The sequence below is a fragment of the Clostridium septicum genome (assembly GCF_003606265.1).
In the GTDB taxonomy this organism is placed as follows: domain Bacteria; phylum Bacillota; class Clostridia; order Clostridiales; family Clostridiaceae; genus Clostridium; species Clostridium septicum.
The window spans coordinates 122,640-139,512 of sequence record NZ_CP023671.1 but is presented as its reverse complement, the minus strand read 5'-3'; the positions used below and the strand labels follow the sequence as shown (position 1 = coordinate 139,512).

Here is a 16,873-nt window from a genome sequence, read left to right as displayed (position 1 = left end):
AAAAGAAAATTTGGAGGCAAACATGAATAAAAGAAAGACATTTAAGAAGACTATTCTAGTAATATGTTCATGTTTAACATTATCACTAGGAATAAATAGTGAAAATTTAGTTTTAGCAGAGAATATGAGTGGATATGAGGAATTAACAGTAGAAGATGGGCTATCGCAAAGTAGAGTAAATAAAATATTGCAGGATAGTAAAGGCTATATGTGGTTTGCAACTATGGATGGACTAAATAGATATAATGGCTTTGAATATGTAATATTGAGGCATGAAAATGATTCAGAAACTTCTTTAACTTCCAGTGATATAACAGATATGATAGAAGGTAATAAAGAAGATTTATGGGTATCAACTCTTAAGGGATTAAATAGAGTAGATAGAAAAACTTTAGAAGTCCAAAGAATATATATTAATAATAAAGGTAAAAAAAAAATTTACAATAAAAGCATATTTGATTTAGAGATGGATTCATCAGGTAACATATGGATTGCAACAAATAGTGGTTTAGATAAATATAATATTGAAAAAGATGAGTTTACTACTATCTCTTTAGGAGAAAAATCTAATGAGTTAATTACTAAGCTATGTAAGGATGGAAATGATGGTTTATGTATAGGAACTAAAAGTGGGGTAAAATATTTAAATTTAAAAAATAATAAGGTAAGTAAGTATGAGGGTAATAGTAGTGTTTTAACTTCAGGAGACATATCTAGTTTATATAAAGATTATGATGGTAAGTTATGGGTTGGAACAGTAGATGGGGAAATTGTTAAATATAATCCTAGTAATAATAATGTAGAGGAAGTTGATTTAAACTGGGATAAAAAATTTTCAGCCATTGGCATAAAGGATTTTTTACAAGTAGATAGAGATAAAATTATAGTTGCTACTGAAAAAGGTATTAAAATAATAGATAAATCTAATAAGTGTACTTTATGTTATAAGAATATGCTTAATATAAATAATAGTAAAGTTAATAATATTCTTAGTTTATATAAAGATAAGAGTGGAATAATATGGATTGGAAAAAGTAATGGAATAAATTTAATAAGCCCATATCAACCATTTTCAAAAGATTTTAATAAAATAGATTCTAATAAAATAATAGAAGATAATAGTATTAGAGGAATTACTTTTCAAAATGATAAAGAAATATGGTTTGGGACAGATAATGGTGGGTTATATCTTTATAATTTTGATAATAGAAACTTCACAAAATTTGTTTATTCTAAAGAAAATAAGAATGCTTTAAGCTCTAATAAAATAAATAATATAGAAATAGATAAGGAAGGTACCTTATGGGTTTCTACAGTAAATGGGATAGATAAAATTGATACGAAAACTCATGAAATAGAGAGGGTTATAGATAGTGATAACTCCGAGATAAATTGCGATTATATAAAAGATATTTTTGTAGATTCAAATAATATTATATGGATAGGAAGTTTAGAGGGATTATATACATATGATAAAAAGAATAATAAGATTACAAACTTAACTAATATTATAGAAAAAAACTTGAAAGACAGTTCAGTACAAGTTATATATGAAGATTCAAAGAATAATATATGGATAGGTTCTGCCATTAATGGTGGTGTATTAATGTACACACCTAAAACTGGGGAAACAAAAATATATCAAAGTAATTCGAAAATAAAAAATACATTAAGTAGCAATGAAATTAGAGATATTCGAGAAGATGAATATGATAATATATGGGTAGGAACTACTGATGGATTAAATAAAATAGATGTTAATAATGATTGTATTACAGTATATAATGATAACAATGGTTTAATTAATAACTATGTTTGTGGAGTTTTAATTGATAATTTAGGAAATCCTTGGGTTAGTACTAAGTTAGGGATATCAAAATATGATGTTAAAAAGAAGCAATTCTATAACTATACTAAAATGGATGGACTTCAGGAATCAGAGTTTCATAATAATTCATGTTGTCAAGCTAAAGATAAAAGAATGGTTTTTGGGGGAATAAATGGAATAAACAGCTTCTATCCTAACAATATAATAGAAAGTGATATAGTAAAAGCTGATGCTGTAATTGATGGTATCAAAGTTAATGATACCTATAGAAATATTTATGAAAATTTAAAGTTAAAATATTATGAGAATAATATAGAATTTAAATTTTTCATTACAGCATATGAAAATTTTAACAATAATATTTATCAGTATAAATTAGAAGGATATGATGAAGATTGGATAACTATTGAAAATAAAAATCAAATTAAATATACTAATTTAAATCCAGGGAAATATGAATTTAAAGTTAGAGGAAGAAGCAGATGGGGAGAGTACTCTGACATAAAGAGTAAAAGTTTTGAAATTAAGCAAAAATTTTGGAAAACACCAATGGCAATTATAATATATATTTTTATTATAATTTTATTTATAACTTTATTATGGAAGTATATATATAATTTAGAAAAAATAGTTTATAATAGAACAAAAGAATTAAATGAAAAGTTATGTCAAAATGAAAAGCTTTATCATAAACTTATACAACAAGAAAAATCTAAAAACTCTTTATTAGTTAATCTTTCACATGAACTTAGAACACCTTTAAATGTAATATTATCTTCAGTGCAATTAATAAAGTTTATTATAAAGGAAAATAAAGTATTAACAGAAGAACAAGGGGACAAGTATTTAAATCACATAGAAAAGAACTCTAAGTCATTATTAGAAGTAATAAATGATTTAATAGATACATCTAAGTTAGAAGTAGGAAAATATAATATAAACATAAAGGAATATGATATAGTATATTTAACTGAAGAACTAGCATTATCTATGAAAGAGTATATTGAAGGTAAAGGAATAGACCTTATAATAGATCCAGAAATTGAAGAAAGATTTATAGAATGTGATAAAATAGCTATAGAAAGGTGTATAAGTAATTTATTATCTAATGCATCAAAGTTTACTAATAAAGGTGGGTTAATATTTGTTTCAGTTAGAGAAATTTTAGAAAATGATTCAGTTGAAATAATAGTAAAAGATACAGGAATAGGAATTCCAAAAGAGCAACAAAAGGTTATATTTGATAGATTTATACAAGCTGAAAATACAGCTAGTGTAAAGGAAGCAAGTAGCGGTATAGGCTTAAATTTAGTAAAAAATCTAGTAAAAATACATCATGGAAAAATAACAGTAGAAAGTGAATTGAATAAAGGAAGTACCTTTACTATAACACTTCCTTGTAAACAAATAGATAAAAATGAAGAATGTAATAGATTATTATAAGTAAAAATATCATATGATGAATGATAAAATAAAAAAATATATTTATGAAAATTACTATTAAATTCTCCATATAGTTCATAAAAACAATAAAATACTATGAGTTATGTGTATTATTTAATATGAAATTTAAATAAAATGGTAAAAGAACACGAATGATTTTAATTATTCTAATCTTAAAATATGCATAATATATATAACGAAAGATAAAAATAATCAATGAAAATAAAATAGAAAAAGAGGTGATATTTATGAATATATTTGATGTTAAACCAGAATTAAATTCCTATGTTGCAAAATTTATGGATGAAACAGGATGTGATTTTAAATCAGCTTGTGATGAGTTAGGAATAAATAATGAGGAAGAACTTGAATTAGAAAATGTTGATTAGAATAAATTAAATATATAAAAAAGACAGCAAACCTATTATTTAACAGGTTGCTGTTTTTTGTTATTAATCAATATTTTTCTTTATTAATCCAATTAAAATGGAAGTTACTATTGAACCTATTATAACAGCTAATGCATACATTAATGGATTATTAACTATAGGGAATACAAATAATCCACCATGTGGGGCAGGTAATGTAACGTTAAATGCCATTGATAATGCTCCAGCTATTCCAGCACCTATTACACAAGGAGGAATAATTCTTAAAGGATCAGCAGCAGCGAAAGGTATTGCTCCTTCTGTTATAAAACAAGCACCCATAATGAAATTAGTTTTTCCAGAATCTCTTTCTTCTTTAGTAAATTTATGTTTAAATAAAGTTGTTGCTATAGCTATTCCAAGAGGAGGCACCATACCACCAGCCATAACAGCTGCATGAGGCATAAAGTTTCCAGCATCTATCATAGCAATACCAAATGTGAAAGCAGCTTTATTTATAGGACCACCCATGTCAATAGCCATCATAGCTGCTAAAGTAAATCCTAGAAGGACTTTGTTAGCAGTACCTAATGAACCTAACCAGTTTTGCATTGTTATATTTATGTAGCTAACTGGAGAAACAATAAATAATAACATTATAGTTCCAGTTATTAATATTCCAAATAGAGGATATAAAAGTACTGGTTTAATACCTTCAAATGAGTTAGGTAGTTTAGAAAATAATTTCTTTAAAAATATTACAGAATATCCACCAAGGAATCCAGCAATAAGTCCACCAAGGAATCCAGCACCATTATGTGCAGCTATTATTCCCCCAACCATTGCAGGAGCAAATCCTGGTCTATCAGCAATACTACTTCCAATGAAACCAGCAAGTACTGGTATCATTAAAGCAAAAGCACTACCACCACCAATTTCGTTAAGTAGAGCGGCTATTGGGTTATAAGATGCATGAGTTATATCAGCTGACTTAATACCGAACATAAATGATATAGCAATTAAAATACCACCTCCAACTACAAATGGAAGCATATTAGAAACACCACTCATTATGTGTTTGTAGAACCCATTTTTCTCACTTTTACTACTTTCAGATGAAGATGATCCAGAGTGAGTGTAAATTTTTACTTCTTCTGAAATTGATTTACTTATAAGTTCTTCAGTATTTTTTATTGCTTTAATTACTGGAACTATAACAACTTTCTTTCCAGAAAACCTAGCCATTTCAACATTTTTATCAGCGGCAACAATTATTCCATCAGCTCTTTCTATGTCTTCTTTTGTTAGTGTGTTTTTTACTCCAGTTGAACCGTTAGTTTCAACTTTAATTTCGTAACCTAGCTCAGATGCTTTTTTCTTTAGAGCATCTGCAGCCATATATGTATGAGCTATACCAGTTGGGCAAGCAGTAACTGCAATTATGTATTTTGAATTAGTACTAGTTATAGATTCACTAGACTCACTAGACTCTTCTTTCTCTTCAAATTCATCTAAAAGATTAAGAACATCATCAGGAGTTTTAGCTTTTAGTAAACCTTCTTTAAAATCACTGTTCATCAAAAGAACTGAAAGTTTTGACAATGTTTCTAAATGTTCGTTATTGGCACCTTCTGATGCAGCTATCATAAATGCTATATTTATAGGTGCATCATCAAGAGAATCATAATCTACACCGTTTTTAAAAATACCTAAGGCTAAAGATGGTTCTTTAACAGCTGATGTTTTTCCATGAGGTATGGCAATTCCATCACCTATTCCAGTTGATGAAAGTTCTTCCCTTTTTAGTATTTCGGCCTTATAAGCTTCTTTATCATTTAATTTTCCAGCTTTGTCTAGAGTATCAACTAAAATATCTATAACTTCTAATTTAGTTGAAGCATTTAATCCAAGTTTAATAGTATTTTTGGATAATAGTTGAGATATATTCATTTCTTATTCCTCCATTTTCGTAATGTTTATTTTAGGTAATAAATCATAAACTTCATCTTTTGTGCATAAATCCATGGAAAAAGCAGATGCACTTCCAGATGCAATTCCCATTTTAAATGATTTAACTATATCGTTAGATATACTATATTCAGCTAAGAATCCTCCAACTAGTGAATCTCCAGCTCCAACGGAGTTCTTAACAACTCCTTTTGGTGCATTACCTTTAAATATACCTTCATTGCAAATTAGTAATGCACCATCACCAGCCATAGAAATAATTACATTTTCTGCACCTAATTTTACTAGTTCAGAGCCATATTTAATTAAGTCTTTTTCACAATTAATAGTTACATTAAAAATTTCTTCTATTTCATGGTTGTTAGGTTTAATTAAAAATGGTTTTTGCTTTACAGCTTCTAAAAGTGCTGGACCTGAGGTATCTACAATAATTTTAACATTCTTGTTTTTTAACATAGTTTGAATTTGCATATATATATCATTAGGTAAAGAATTTTGAACACTGCCAGCTAAGACTAAAATATCATTTTCATCTAAATTTGCTAGCTTAGTCATAAGTTCTTTAAAATTTTCATTAGAGATTTTAGGTCCAGAAGCATTTATTTCAGTTTCTTCAATACCCTTTATTTTTACATTTATTCTAGAGTCTTCAACAACATTAATAAAATCACAGTTAACATTTAGGTTTTTCAGAGAGCTTTCTATAAATTTACCAGTTAAGCCTCCTAAAAATCCAAGAGCTTTATTTTCTATATTAAGATTAGAAAGTACTCTTGAAACATTAATTCCTTTTCCACCTGGAAATTTTACTTCTTTAGTTGTTCTATTTACTAAACCTAAATTTAATGAATCTACTTCTATTATATAATCAATAGAAGGATTTAAGGTTAAAGTATAAATCATGATTTTTCTACCACCTTTACTTCAGTTAAGTTTTTATATGTACTTATATTTTCTATATTATTAGTAATAATAGTTACATCTTGAATATCTCCAAATTTAACTAGACTTACTTCACCAAATTTACTATCATCACATAAGATATAAGATTTTTTTGAGTTTTTAATAGCAGCTTCTTTTATTATGGCTTCTTCAGTATCAGGAGTAGTACAACCCATAGATACATGAATTCCATTACTACCTAAGAAGCATTTATCAAATCTAAATTTATTGATACATTTTAAAGCATCTCCACCTATAATAGCTTTGGTTGTAAATTTGATTTTTCCACCAAGTAGATAACAATTTATATTGTTATCAATTAATTCATCAATATGCTTAAGCCCATTAGTTACAACAAAAATATTTTTATCTTTTAAATATTTAATAATTTCAATTGTAGTTGTTCCAGCATCTAGAAATATAGAATCACCATTATTCACTTCTAAAGATGCAAGTTTTGCTATATCACTTTTAGCTTGAAGGTTTTTGGATGATTTTTCGCTGTATGTAAGTTCTTCTGAAGGAGAGCTTATAGTTTTTGCACCACCATGAATTCTTTTTAAAGCTCCTTTTTCTTCAAGAAATGTTAAATCTCTTCTTATAGTGGATTCAGAACTATTAGTTTCATTCATTATCTCTGATAATGTGATAACACCCTTAGAATTTACTAAATTTAAAATTATTGAGTGACGTTTTTCACTTACCATAAAATAAAACCTCCTTAAGTAATCTATTACAAATAGAATTATAACATCATAAACATTTAAAAACAAGCATAAACATTCAAAAACATTCAAAAATTTTAAAAGATCTTTGTATTAAAAATTACTTTTATGTCAAGAATCATATATGGTGTTAAAAATAGGAGGTGAATTTATGAATAAAGAAAATAACAATAGTATAATTTTATGTTCTAATTGCAATGGTACTGGAAAAATTAAATGTAATTGTTCTGAAGATGATAAATGTTTTTCATGTTTTGGAAAGGGGACTTTTAAGTGCCCTATATGTGATGGAATTGGAAATTTATAATTAAAAGGTTTTTATTATGTGAAAGACCTTATATTTAAATATTTAGTTGCATTCTTTTTAAGCGATTTTATTAATCGCTTTTTTTTATAAACACAAAATATATTGTTTTTTAATAATATATTATAAATAATATATTTAGGAGTAAATATGATCTTAGATGATGATAATATTTTGGGAAAAACCATAATAAAGTCTATTGGAGGAGATGTAAAGGGAAGTAAAAAAGAAGACATAGTTTATCTAGTTGGAGAAAAAGATATAATGTTGAAAAAAGCATACTATAAAAATTTAGAAATAATAGTTTTAGATGGAGGAACAGGAAAATATACAGTGATTAAATTAGAAAATAATCATGGATATAATCCTTATATACAATTAGATAACTTTTCTGGAGATAGTAATAACGAGATTTTATTTGTATCAGATATGGGAAAAAGTGATGGTGAAATAAATGTAGAGATATATGGGTTTATTGGAGATAAGGAAATACAACTATTTTCTGGAAAGCAATTTTATACAAGTTCAAATTATGAAGTTATATATAATGATTGCTATAAAGTAACTATTTTAAATTATGAAAATAATAAAAAATATATATTAGATATAAGTGAAAAAAATAAGGTTTATTTAGATGAATTATATTTAAATGATAAACTTAAAAAGCAAAGAAAAGGAAAAGTTTCTCCAATAAATAATATTTATACATTAAAATCAAATGGTAATAAAGCAGAAATACTAATAATACAAAATATTATTGGATTAAATGATGAAGATAAATTAGGAGTTATGCTAACTAGATTAAAATATACAGGAGGGGAATCTTTTAAAAATATAAATACATTTGTGGCTGAGAAAGGGGTTCCTATAGAGCCTAATATAGAATATAGACACATAAAAGAAGAAATAGAAATTAATAATTTATCAATAGATTTTACTTCAGTAGATTTTTTTGAATCAGAAAGAAATAGAAATTATAAAATAGAAAGATGTTTAGAAAAAGAATATAATTTAATTCCTGGAGTAGATAAATTCTCTTATTATTATAATAAAATAGATTTAAATGATGATAATAGAAGTGAGGTTATAATATATTTAGAAGGACCAGAATTTTGTGAAAAAAATGGAGGAAGTGTTATTGTTTTAAGTGATTTTAATGAAGAATATAGAGTTATATCTAAAATAAAAAATGTACAAACACCTATAATAATTTCTAATGAAAGTACTAATGGATATAAAAATATAATTGTTAAAACAAAAGAAAAAAATAAAATTAGTTTTAGAATATTAAAATTCAACGGAAATTCATATCCAGCTAATCCTACAGATGGTTATAGATTTAAAAAGGGAAGTAAAATCAAGGGTATTTCTCTAATTTCAGATGATTTGTTTTATACAACAGGAATTGAATATAGATAAAAAAATCTAGAGCAATCTCTAGATTTTTTATTTATTACTTATATTCAAAACAGTTATCATAACTAACTGTAATAAATTCATCTTTATTATAAGAAATATGACCAGAAGAATATGGTTTTCCAGCTAAAGTAATTTTTACATGATTAACATTAAAATTATAACCAAAAGTATTTGCAATTGCTTTAAGAGTCATTGATTCTGAACCACTACCTAAATTTTGTTCTTTTACAAAGTTATCTGTAAAATCTATTGTAATTAAATCTTTTTCTAAATTAACAGATGCAGATTTTATATTTATATTTTTTGCAATAGTAGGCGGAATATTTTCATTAATAGGTTTTTTAAGGGCATTTACTATGGCAGTAGCAACAGCCTTATCTTTAACTTCAACAACACTATCTAAATAGATAATTTTATCTTGATTAGAATCATAATAATACAGCCTAACGTTTCTTTCTTTAATTTCAGAAGTAGGTATATTAGAAGATGTTTTATCTTCTTTTTTATTTGTAACATTTTCTTCTGTAGAAGGCTTTTTTATATCAGTATTTGATTCTATAGTAGTATTAGGTTGTTTTTTAGTAGAGTCATTGTTATCTGATGCATCTTTACAAGAAATTAACAAAAATGGAATACATAAACAAAGGAAAAAAGATGATAATTTCTTTTTCATAAAAATAACCTCCATTAAATTTATTTACTATATTATAGCATTGAAAGAAAAATAAAACAAATAATAATATTGTATTTGTTTCATTTTGTTGGATAAAGATATAATAAAAAGAAAATAATAGAACATTGATATTCTTTATTATTTGAAAAAATTATATAAATGTCATATAATAATAAACAGCGGTTTAGATAAAACTTATCTAAATATCCACAAGAAGAAAGAAGGAGAAATTAAATAATGCTTAAGATACCTACGGAATTTGAAGGAAGATACAAAGAGATAGTAGAAATCATTGAAGTTTTTTGTAAAGAAAATTTAAATGATAATTATTTAAAACTTTCTAAAGATCTTTGTAAAGAAATATGTGTAATAGAAGAGAATTCTATAAAAAAGGGAAAGGCAAACTCATGGGCTTGTGGTATAGTACATGCGCTGGGAATGAAAAATGGGTTGTTAAGCGGTAAAGGAAATTTATCTATAAAAGCAAGTGAACTATATGCTGCATTTAAAATAAGTAGTAGTACAGGCCTTTCTAAATCTAAGGAAATCCGTTCCCTTATAAATTTAGAAGATCAAAAGTGGAATATAGATAGTATTGAGGCAAGAGAGGAAATATTAGAAGAGGTTGCTGCAACTGTAATGGAAGAAAAAGTTGAAGATGTAATTGAGGATATTTCTAATTTAAAGATAGAAGATGAAAATCTGTTAAAGGCAATAGCTATTGCAGATAGTGCATGGAATCAAAAAAACTTTAATAAAAAAATGAAGCTAGCTGAAGAAGCATTAAATCTAAGCAAAGATTGCGCTGAAGCATATATAATATTATCATATGATAATTCATTATCATATGATAAACAAAAAGATTTAGTAGTAAAAGCAGTGGAAGCTGCTAAACGAGTTATTGGTGAAGAAAACATAGAAAAGTTTACTGGTAGATTTTTAGATTCAGAAGTATCTAAGCCTTATTTTAGTGCTAAGTATAGATTAGGTAATGTATTATGGAATATGGGAGATAGGTCAGGTGCTATAGTAGAATTTAAAAATCTAATAGAGCTTTGTCCAGAAGATAATATAATGATTAGAGGTGCTTTATTTTCATGGCTTATAATTGAAGATAGAGACGAAGATGTAGAAAATCTATTAGAAAGGTTTAAAAATGATTTTTTAACTGCAACTAAATATAGTAAGGCTCTATACTTATTTAAAAAAGGCGAAAAGTTAGAAGCTGAAAGAGCTTTAAAAATTGCAAGTGTTAAAAATCCTTTTGTTATAGATTATATTACTAAAAATAAAAGAATACCTAAGATATTACCAGAACTTAAAAATTTAGGCACAGAAGAAGATGCTATATATTACATGAAAAATGGTGAAATGGCTTGGAATAGAGTTGAAGGTGCAATAGATTGGGTTAAAAAATTCAAAAAGAATCAACCATTCTAAAATTTAGCAGTAAATATAAAAGAGGATTTCAGTTTGAAATTCTCTTTTATATTTATAAAAATTTAAAGGTTAAGATTTTTATTAACTACTGTTATTAATAATTTATTATATCCATCACAATTTAGATTTATATCAGTCATATTTTTTTCATTGAGTAAATAGTTTTTATACATATATTCTCCATAAAAATAATAACGTATAAGTTTTCTATAATACTCGCTATTACAGCCAATATATACTTTATCCAATATGTTTTTTTCAGGAATAAAATTTTTATATTTAATCTTCGTATATATGAAATATAAGATTATTGAAATAGATGTTTTTTTGGTTTGTCTATAATCAAGAGATTTTATTTTATCAAAGTCATCAATTAAGCTATCTAGAAAACTTTCAGTACTATCATCTAGAAATAATAAGTCTTTATTTATATAACTAAGCAAAGAATTAGTATAAAAATATATATTATTTAAAAAGTTCCATAAGTTATGAACATCAAATTCAGATAAAGAAATAGACTGACTAATTTGAAGATGCTTGTTTGTCATAAATTTTTTTGTGTCATAATCAATATTTCCACTTCCACATAATGTAATATCTCTAACTAAATTAAAAGCAATTCTATAATCTTCTTTTGATCCTATTGCATATTTTCCATCGCTATTAAAGAAGTTTAGTGTGGATATTGTAAAGTGAAATAGAGAGGTTAAAGTTAGGAAAAAGTATTTTGGAATACATAAGCCTATAGAAAACAAAATTACAAATATAGTAAAATCAAATATAGGGCCTATCCATAGAAGTATTTGTAGCTTTTTTATAAGTAAATTATACTCTTTATCAGATGTAATTTTAACAGATTTGAAATGCATTCTACTAGTTGAAACATTTTCAAACCCTTCATTTAATTTAAATTTAAGTTTGTTATCTTTTTTATATAAAGTAAAAGGTATAACGTAATAAAATGTACATTTAAATCCTAAAATTAATGAAGTTATAAAATGAACTATTTCATGAAAGAAAATTAGTAAATATTCTAAAATTATTACTTTTAGAAACATTATTAAATAAAACAAAATACCAATCCTTTTAAAAATAATACTTTATATCAATATACTAAAAACAATAAAAATAGTGATTTATAAAAATAAAATTATAAATGTATTTTAAAGATGAAGTTAATAATGGATAGTAAGTAGAAATGAAAAATGTGTTATAATACATAGATAGAACTTTAAAATAAACATAAGAAAAGCATTAAAAACAATGGTGGAGAAAATGATAAGAATAAAAATAGATAAAAATAAAAAAGAACAACCTATATTTAAAATATATATAAAAGATATAGAAGGATATAAATTTTTAAAAAGATCTTTAATAGAAGGAAAGAAAATTAGTGGAAAATATAATTATGAAATACCACTAAGGTTTTTTGTACCTATATTTAATAATATAAATAAAAATGAAATTAATTTAGATAGCAATAGTAAATTAGAGTTTTTGGAATTTTGGGATGAGTTTGAGGAAAAGTATTACTCTACTTTAGAAGCCACACCTAAATTTATGAAGTTGTGGAGAGAGGAAGGATGTCCTGATATATTTAAGGTAAAGATCAATAGAGAAACCTTAGAATTAAAAAAAGAAGTTGTATTTAAAAAAATTAATCCATTTAAATAGGATAGTGTTGGAGGAATTTATGGTTTTAGATAGTGATTTTATAAAACAATATGAAAAAATAGCATCTAAAGATATTGAGTTAGCTTTAAAGTTTTGTTTTGATGAATTTAATCAAAAAAAAGATCCAGATATACTTATATATATTGGAGAGTCATATATGGTAGATGAAAAATTTGATTTAGCAGTTAATTATATAAATAAAGCTATAGAAAGTAATTGCAAAAATAGGTTATTGGCATATAGTTTAATTGGCGAATCTTTATTTTATTTAGGATTGTATGAAAAAAGTAAAGAGTATTTTTTTAAAGTTTTAGATTTGGATAAAGAAAGTTTTTTTGCAACTATATATTTAATTGATATTAATTTATCAGAAAAAAACTATAAATTAGCAAAAAAAATAGGAGAGGATTTCTTAGAATATAGTAATCTAAATAGTGAAGATAAATCCTTTTTAATTGCAAAGATTGCGTGGATTCAATTAAGATATACTAAAGAGTATACTGAATCAATTAATAATGTGAAAGAGGCTTTAAGTATAAATAAAAATTGTGGAAATGCTTACATAGTTTTAGGATTTTACAATTTGAGTTTAGAAAGATATAAAGAAGCTATGAGGAGTTTTAAAAATGCTATAAAGTTAGGTGAAGAATGTGAAGAGGTCTATTATGGAATTAAAGAATGTACTATGAAAATGGGTATAGAAAAGTAAAAAATAGGTATGTTATAAAAATTTTTTTGATTTAGATAATATGATATAATAATTTTGTATAATTTAAAAGGGATGGAGGAAAAATGCAAAATATAGGTTTTGCATTGTAATATTATGAAAAAAATGGTATTTATTTATTTGATTTTAATTGTAATAATAGCAAATTTACTATTATTCTTTAAGATTAATGCTTTTTTTGTTTTTAATATTTCTTTATTATTAGCTATGTTAATATACTATTTTGCAAATAATAGTGATAGTGAAGAAATAATTATAGACAAGGGTAAGGAAAATAATATAAATAGAACAACTTTTAAAAATTCGATATTAAAGCTTAATGAAACTGGTAAAAGTATATTTATATCTCATAAAAGTTTAAAAAATATTTCAAATAGAGTTAAAGAGTCTTCAGAAGTTATATTAGGATTAACAGAGGAGAATAATGGCAGTGTCAATAATTTAGATAATTCTTGTAAAGATATTAAAAATAAAATTGACATAATGGATAACCTATTAAAAGAAGCTAAAAATAGTTCAAAATTAAGTGAAAAAACTATTGAAGAGCAAAATAATATATTAAATAATGTGGAAAAAAAAGTTCAAACTCTTAAAGAATATTATAAAGAGGTGTTAAGTACATGTATAGAGTTAACTAATTCATTTGATAAAATATATGCATTTACTTCTAATATAAATGATATAGCAAGTCAAACAAATCTTTTATCTTTAAATGCAAGTATTGAAGCAGCCAGAGCTGGAGAGGATGGGAAAGGATTTGCTGTAGTAGCTAAAGAGATTAAAAATTTATCAGAGTTATCTAAGACTTTTAGCTTTAATATAAATGAGCAGTTAAATTTGATGAAAAATGAATTAGATAAATTAAATAAAAATTCAAGAGAAACAGATAATGTAATTATAGAAACATCTAAATCAGTTAATATATTAAATAACTCTTTTTTAGATATTATAAATAATAATAGTAGTTTAAAAGAAAAAATAACAAGCATAAAGAGTAATTCGGTAGAAATATTAAAAATGTCTGATGAAATAGAAAAAATATCAAATGATTTAAAGGGATCTCATTGTATTACATTAAATTCAGTAGAGTCAGTAGTTAAAGATATCGAAGATCAAGTAGATATTTTAGATGGATTCCAGGTTATAACAGAAGAGCTTATAGAAAATTGTAATACTTTAATTGATATATCTATAAGAAAGGACATAGAAAGCAAACTAAAAGATATATGTATGAGTATATACACAACTGAATTAAAAAAAGATAATATATCTTTAAAATCTTTTGCTAATAAAATAGGTGCTAATGACATTTTTTATGTTAATAAAGATGGATATTTTGAATTTACATCTGAAAATAGGAAAAATAAATTTAATTTATTTGAAGTTAATAAAGAGGCTAAAGGATTTTTTAATAGCAATGAAATTTATAAAATATATCCTTTATCAAAAAGAGAGGATACAGGAGAGACTAATTTATATATGCACATAAAGAGAAAAGACAAGCCAGGTATAGTTTCAATAGAAATGCCAATTAATACTTTATTTAAAATGTCTATAAAAAGCTAAATAAAAATAAGAGGTAGAGCATATATTCTACCTCTTATTTTCTAGATTTTAGATAAATATATAATATAGACTTATTAATGTTGCATACCATGAAGTATGAAATAAATAAGGAATATAGCTGATACAACATACATTGCAACAGAAACATCTTTTCCTTTTTTAGTACATAACTTGCATATAGGGTATAATATAAATCCAAATGCAATACCATCTACAATGCTATATGTTAAAGGAATTAATACTATAGTAGCAAAAGCTGGGAATAATTCAGTTAAATCATCAAAATTTAAATTCTTTAAATTTTGTGACATTAAGCATCCAATTATTATAAGTATTGGAGATATAGCAGCATTTGGTATTATTTTTATAAATGGAATAAAGAATAAAGATAATAAAAATAATAACCCTGTTATAGCTGAAGTTAATCCAGTTTTGCCACCTGCGGCTATTCCAGCAGCACCTTCAACAGTTGAAACGTTTGGACTAGTTCCAAATATTCCACAACCGATTACAGAATAAGCAACTGAATGTAATGCTTTTGGAGTTTCTTCAGGTCTTTTTAACATACCTGAAACTTGACCGTGTAAAAGTCCTATATTTTCAAAAACTAACACTAAAGTTAGTGAGAATGTAGCAACCCAAAATGTTGGAGTAGCTATAGCCGAAAAATCCATGCCAAAGAAAATATCTTTATAAGCATTAAAATCAGGTAATGAAAAAGAAACATTTGAAAGATCCACAATTCCAAAACCTATTGATATTATAGTTCCAGCAATAATTGATATTAAAAATGCTCCAGGAACATTTTTTAAAAATAAAATTAAAGTGATTATCATAATTATTATGAAAGCAAGCACTTCTGGACTTGTAATATCCCCTAACTTAACTAATGTACTATCACTTGCAACTACAATACCAGCTTTTTGTAATCCTATAAAAGTAATAAAAAGTCCGATACCAACAGTAATTGCTTCTTTTAGAGAAGCGGGTATTGCTTCAGTAAGTATTTTTGCTAACGGAGTTAAAGCTATTATAACAAATAATAATCCAGAAACAAAAACAGAGCCTAAAGCTTGATAAAAAGTTAATCCTAGAGTATTAACTATTGTATAAGTAAATAGAGCGTTTATACCCATACCAGGCATAATTATTAAAGGAGTATTACTTATAAATGCTACTAATAAACATCCAAAAAGGGAAGCTAATACAGTAGCTATTATAAGAGGCTCCATTGGTACACCTCCATCACTTAATATGCTTGCATTTACAACAATTATATAAACTGCTGCAAAAAAAGACGTGAAGGCAGCTATTGCCTCGGTTTTTACTGTAACACCATTTTCTTTTAATTTAAATAATTTTTCCATCCTTTCAACCTATCTTTCTATTGCTCCCTCACCCACCCACACCCTAAAGTGCTTGATTATTATATCATAAACCATCAAAAATATACAAATTTTTTTGTAATAATGTACATAAATTTTAATAAAAAATCACATACTAATATAGTTTTTTAAAAAATATTTAATTGAAAATTTAGAAAAGTATAAAAATAGCGAGGGTGGTAAGCATAATTTAAAATTTATAATTTATAATTGTATAATAAATATTTTTTATTATATATCTAAATAAGTTTTTCTAATGAAATTTTATAAAGGAAATATGATTTAGCTATAATTAGTAAATTATTATAGAGAAATAGGAGAGTGATTATATTAATTAACGGAGAAATTAAACCAGAAGTTAGAACCAATAAAATATATAAATGAGAATTAGTTTATAAGAAATAGATACTA

At 25.2% G+C, this 16,873-nt stretch carries 14 protein-coding genes; 8 read left to right on the top strand and 6 right to left on the bottom strand.

Going from position 1 to position 16,873, the window contains the following annotated elements:
• The first annotated feature begins 22 nt into the window (after positions 1-22).
• Both CP523_RS00570 and CP523_RS15865 read left to right on the top strand, forming a co-directional pair.
• Positions 23-3,271, top strand: a complete 3,249-nt coding sequence (locus CP523_RS00570) for a ligand-binding sensor domain-containing protein (protein WP_066676341.1) — start codon at positions 23-25, stop codon at positions 3,269-3,271.
• A gap of 248 nt (positions 3,272-3,519) precedes the next feature.
• Positions 3,520-3,660, top strand: a complete 141-nt coding sequence (locus CP523_RS15865; RefSeq protein WP_162925926.1) for a hypothetical protein — start codon at positions 3,520-3,522, stop codon at positions 3,658-3,660.
• A gap of 63 nt (positions 3,661-3,723) precedes the next feature.
• Here CP523_RS15865 and CP523_RS00565 read toward each other — a convergent pair whose 3' ends face one another.
• The 3 genes from CP523_RS00565 to CP523_RS00555 are packed head-to-tail and all read right to left on the bottom strand — an operon-like array spanning position 3,724 to position 7,256.
• Entirely contained in the window at positions 3,724-5,589 is a 1,866-nt protein-coding gene (locus CP523_RS00565) for a PTS fructose transporter subunit IIABC (protein WP_066676339.1), read from the bottom strand.
• A gap of 3 nt (positions 5,590-5,592) precedes the next feature.
• Entirely contained in the window at positions 5,593-6,510 is a 918-nt protein-coding gene (gene pfkB, locus CP523_RS00560; RefSeq protein WP_066676337.1) for a 1-phosphofructokinase, read from the bottom strand.
• Positions 6,507-7,256, bottom strand: a complete 750-nt coding sequence (locus CP523_RS00555; RefSeq protein WP_066676335.1) for a DeoR/GlpR family DNA-binding transcription regulator — start codon at positions 7,254-7,256, stop codon at positions 6,507-6,509. Before CP523_RS00555 ends, pfkB begins: the two co-directional genes overlap by 4 nt.
• 169 nt (positions 7,257-7,425) lie before the next feature.
• On the opposite strand from CP523_RS00555, the gene CP523_RS15860 reads away from it, so the two are divergent.
• The gene (locus CP523_RS15860) at positions 7,426-7,581 is read left to right on the top strand and encodes a hypothetical protein (RefSeq protein WP_162925925.1); all 156 of its coding nucleotides are present in this window, start codon (positions 7,426-7,428) and stop codon (positions 7,579-7,581) included.
• A 147-nt stretch (positions 7,582-7,728) separates the two neighbouring features.
• Complete coding sequence (locus CP523_RS00550; protein ID WP_083089474.1) at positions 7,729-8,997, top strand: hypothetical protein; 1,269 nt, start codon at positions 7,729-7,731, stop codon at positions 8,995-8,997.
• 34 nt (positions 8,998-9,031) lie between these two features.
• Here the strand turns inward: CP523_RS00550 and CP523_RS00545 are convergent, their stop codons facing one another.
• Positions 9,032-9,670: a GerMN domain-containing protein gene (locus CP523_RS00545; RefSeq protein WP_066676332.1), complete on the bottom strand. Its 639-nt coding sequence runs from the start codon at positions 9,668-9,670 to the stop codon at positions 9,032-9,034.
• Positions 9,671-9,907: 237 nt separating this feature from the next.
• Between CP523_RS00545 and CP523_RS00540 the strand changes: the two genes are divergently transcribed.
• Positions 9,908-11,110, top strand: coding sequence for a DUF6398 domain-containing protein (locus CP523_RS00540; protein WP_066676329.1), 1,203 nt, complete (start codon positions 9,908-9,910; stop codon positions 11,108-11,110).
• Positions 11,111-11,172: 62 nt separating this feature from the next.
• Here CP523_RS00540 and CP523_RS00535 read toward each other — a convergent pair whose 3' ends face one another.
• Positions 11,173-12,168: a hypothetical protein gene (locus CP523_RS00535; protein ID WP_162925924.1), complete on the bottom strand. Its 996-nt coding sequence runs from the start codon at positions 12,166-12,168 to the stop codon at positions 11,173-11,175.
• Positions 12,169-12,385: 217 nt separating this feature from the next.
• Here CP523_RS00535 and CP523_RS00530 point away from each other — a divergent pair, with 217 nt between their 5' ends.
• From CP523_RS00530 to CP523_RS00520, 3 genes are all read left to right on the top strand, one after another.
• Entirely contained in the window at positions 12,386-12,784 is a 399-nt protein-coding gene (locus CP523_RS00530; RefSeq protein WP_066676325.1) for a hypothetical protein, read from the top strand.
• A gap of 19 nt (positions 12,785-12,803) precedes the next feature.
• A complete protein-coding gene (locus CP523_RS00525) occupies positions 12,804-13,493 on the top strand; it encodes a tetratricopeptide repeat protein (RefSeq protein WP_066676323.1) in 690 nt (229 codons plus the stop codon).
• A 114-nt stretch (positions 13,494-13,607) separates the two neighbouring features.
• Entirely contained in the window at positions 13,608-15,077 is a 1,470-nt protein-coding gene (locus tag CP523_RS00520) for a methyl-accepting chemotaxis protein (protein ID WP_128499547.1), read from the top strand.
• Between the two features lie 74 nt (positions 15,078-15,151).
• Here CP523_RS00520 and CP523_RS00515 read toward each other — a convergent pair whose 3' ends face one another.
• Complete coding sequence (locus tag CP523_RS00515) at positions 15,152-16,444, bottom strand: NCS2 family permease (RefSeq protein WP_120140412.1); 1,293 nt, start codon at positions 16,442-16,444, stop codon at positions 15,152-15,154.
• Positions 16,445-16,873 lie beyond the last annotated feature (429 nt).

What these genes read in the sequence shown, in the direction of transcription:
- pfkB (WP_066676337.1), bottom strand. Translation starts at nt 6,510, where the DNA reads ATGATTTATACTTTAACCTTAAATCCTTCTATTGATTATATAATAGAA.
- CP523_RS00525 (WP_066676323.1), top strand. Translation starts at nt 12,804, where the DNA reads ATGGTTTTAGATAGTGATTTTATAAAACAATATGAAAAAATAGCATCT.
- CP523_RS00550 (WP_083089474.1), top strand. Translation starts at nt 7,729, where the DNA reads ATGATCTTAGATGATGATAATATTTTGGGAAAAACCATAATAAAGTCT.
- CP523_RS00545 (WP_066676332.1), bottom strand. Translation starts at nt 9,670, where the DNA reads ATGAAAAAGAAATTATCATCTTTTTTCCTTTGTTTATGTATTCCATTT.
- CP523_RS00530 (WP_066676325.1), top strand. Translation starts at nt 12,386, where the DNA reads ATGATAAGAATAAAAATAGATAAAAATAAAAAAGAACAACCTATATTT.
- CP523_RS15860 (WP_162925925.1), top strand. Translation starts at nt 7,426, where the DNA reads ATGAATAAAGAAAATAACAATAGTATAATTTTATGTTCTAATTGCAAT.
- CP523_RS00570 (WP_066676341.1), top strand. Translation starts at nt 23, where the DNA reads ATGAATAAAAGAAAGACATTTAAGAAGACTATTCTAGTAATATGTTCA.
- CP523_RS00535 (WP_162925924.1), bottom strand. Translation starts at nt 12,168, where the DNA reads ATGTTTCTAAAAGTAATAATTTTAGAATATTTACTAATTTTCTTTCAT.
- CP523_RS00540 (WP_066676329.1), top strand. Translation starts at nt 9,908, where the DNA reads ATGCTTAAGATACCTACGGAATTTGAAGGAAGATACAAAGAGATAGTA.
- CP523_RS00515 (WP_120140412.1), bottom strand. Translation starts at nt 16,444, where the DNA reads ATGGAAAAATTATTTAAATTAAAAGAAAATGGTGTTACAGTAAAAACC.
- CP523_RS00555 (WP_066676335.1), bottom strand. Translation starts at nt 7,256, where the DNA reads ATGGTAAGTGAAAAACGTCACTCAATAATTTTAAATTTAGTAAATTCT.
- CP523_RS00565 (WP_066676339.1), bottom strand. Translation starts at nt 5,589, where the DNA reads ATGAATATATCTCAACTATTATCCAAAAATACTATTAAACTTGGATTA.
- CP523_RS00520 (WP_128499547.1), top strand. Translation starts at nt 13,608, where the DNA reads ATGAAAAAAATGGTATTTATTTATTTGATTTTAATTGTAATAATAGCA.
- CP523_RS15865 (WP_162925926.1), top strand. Translation starts at nt 3,520, where the DNA reads ATGAATATATTTGATGTTAAACCAGAATTAAATTCCTATGTTGCAAAA.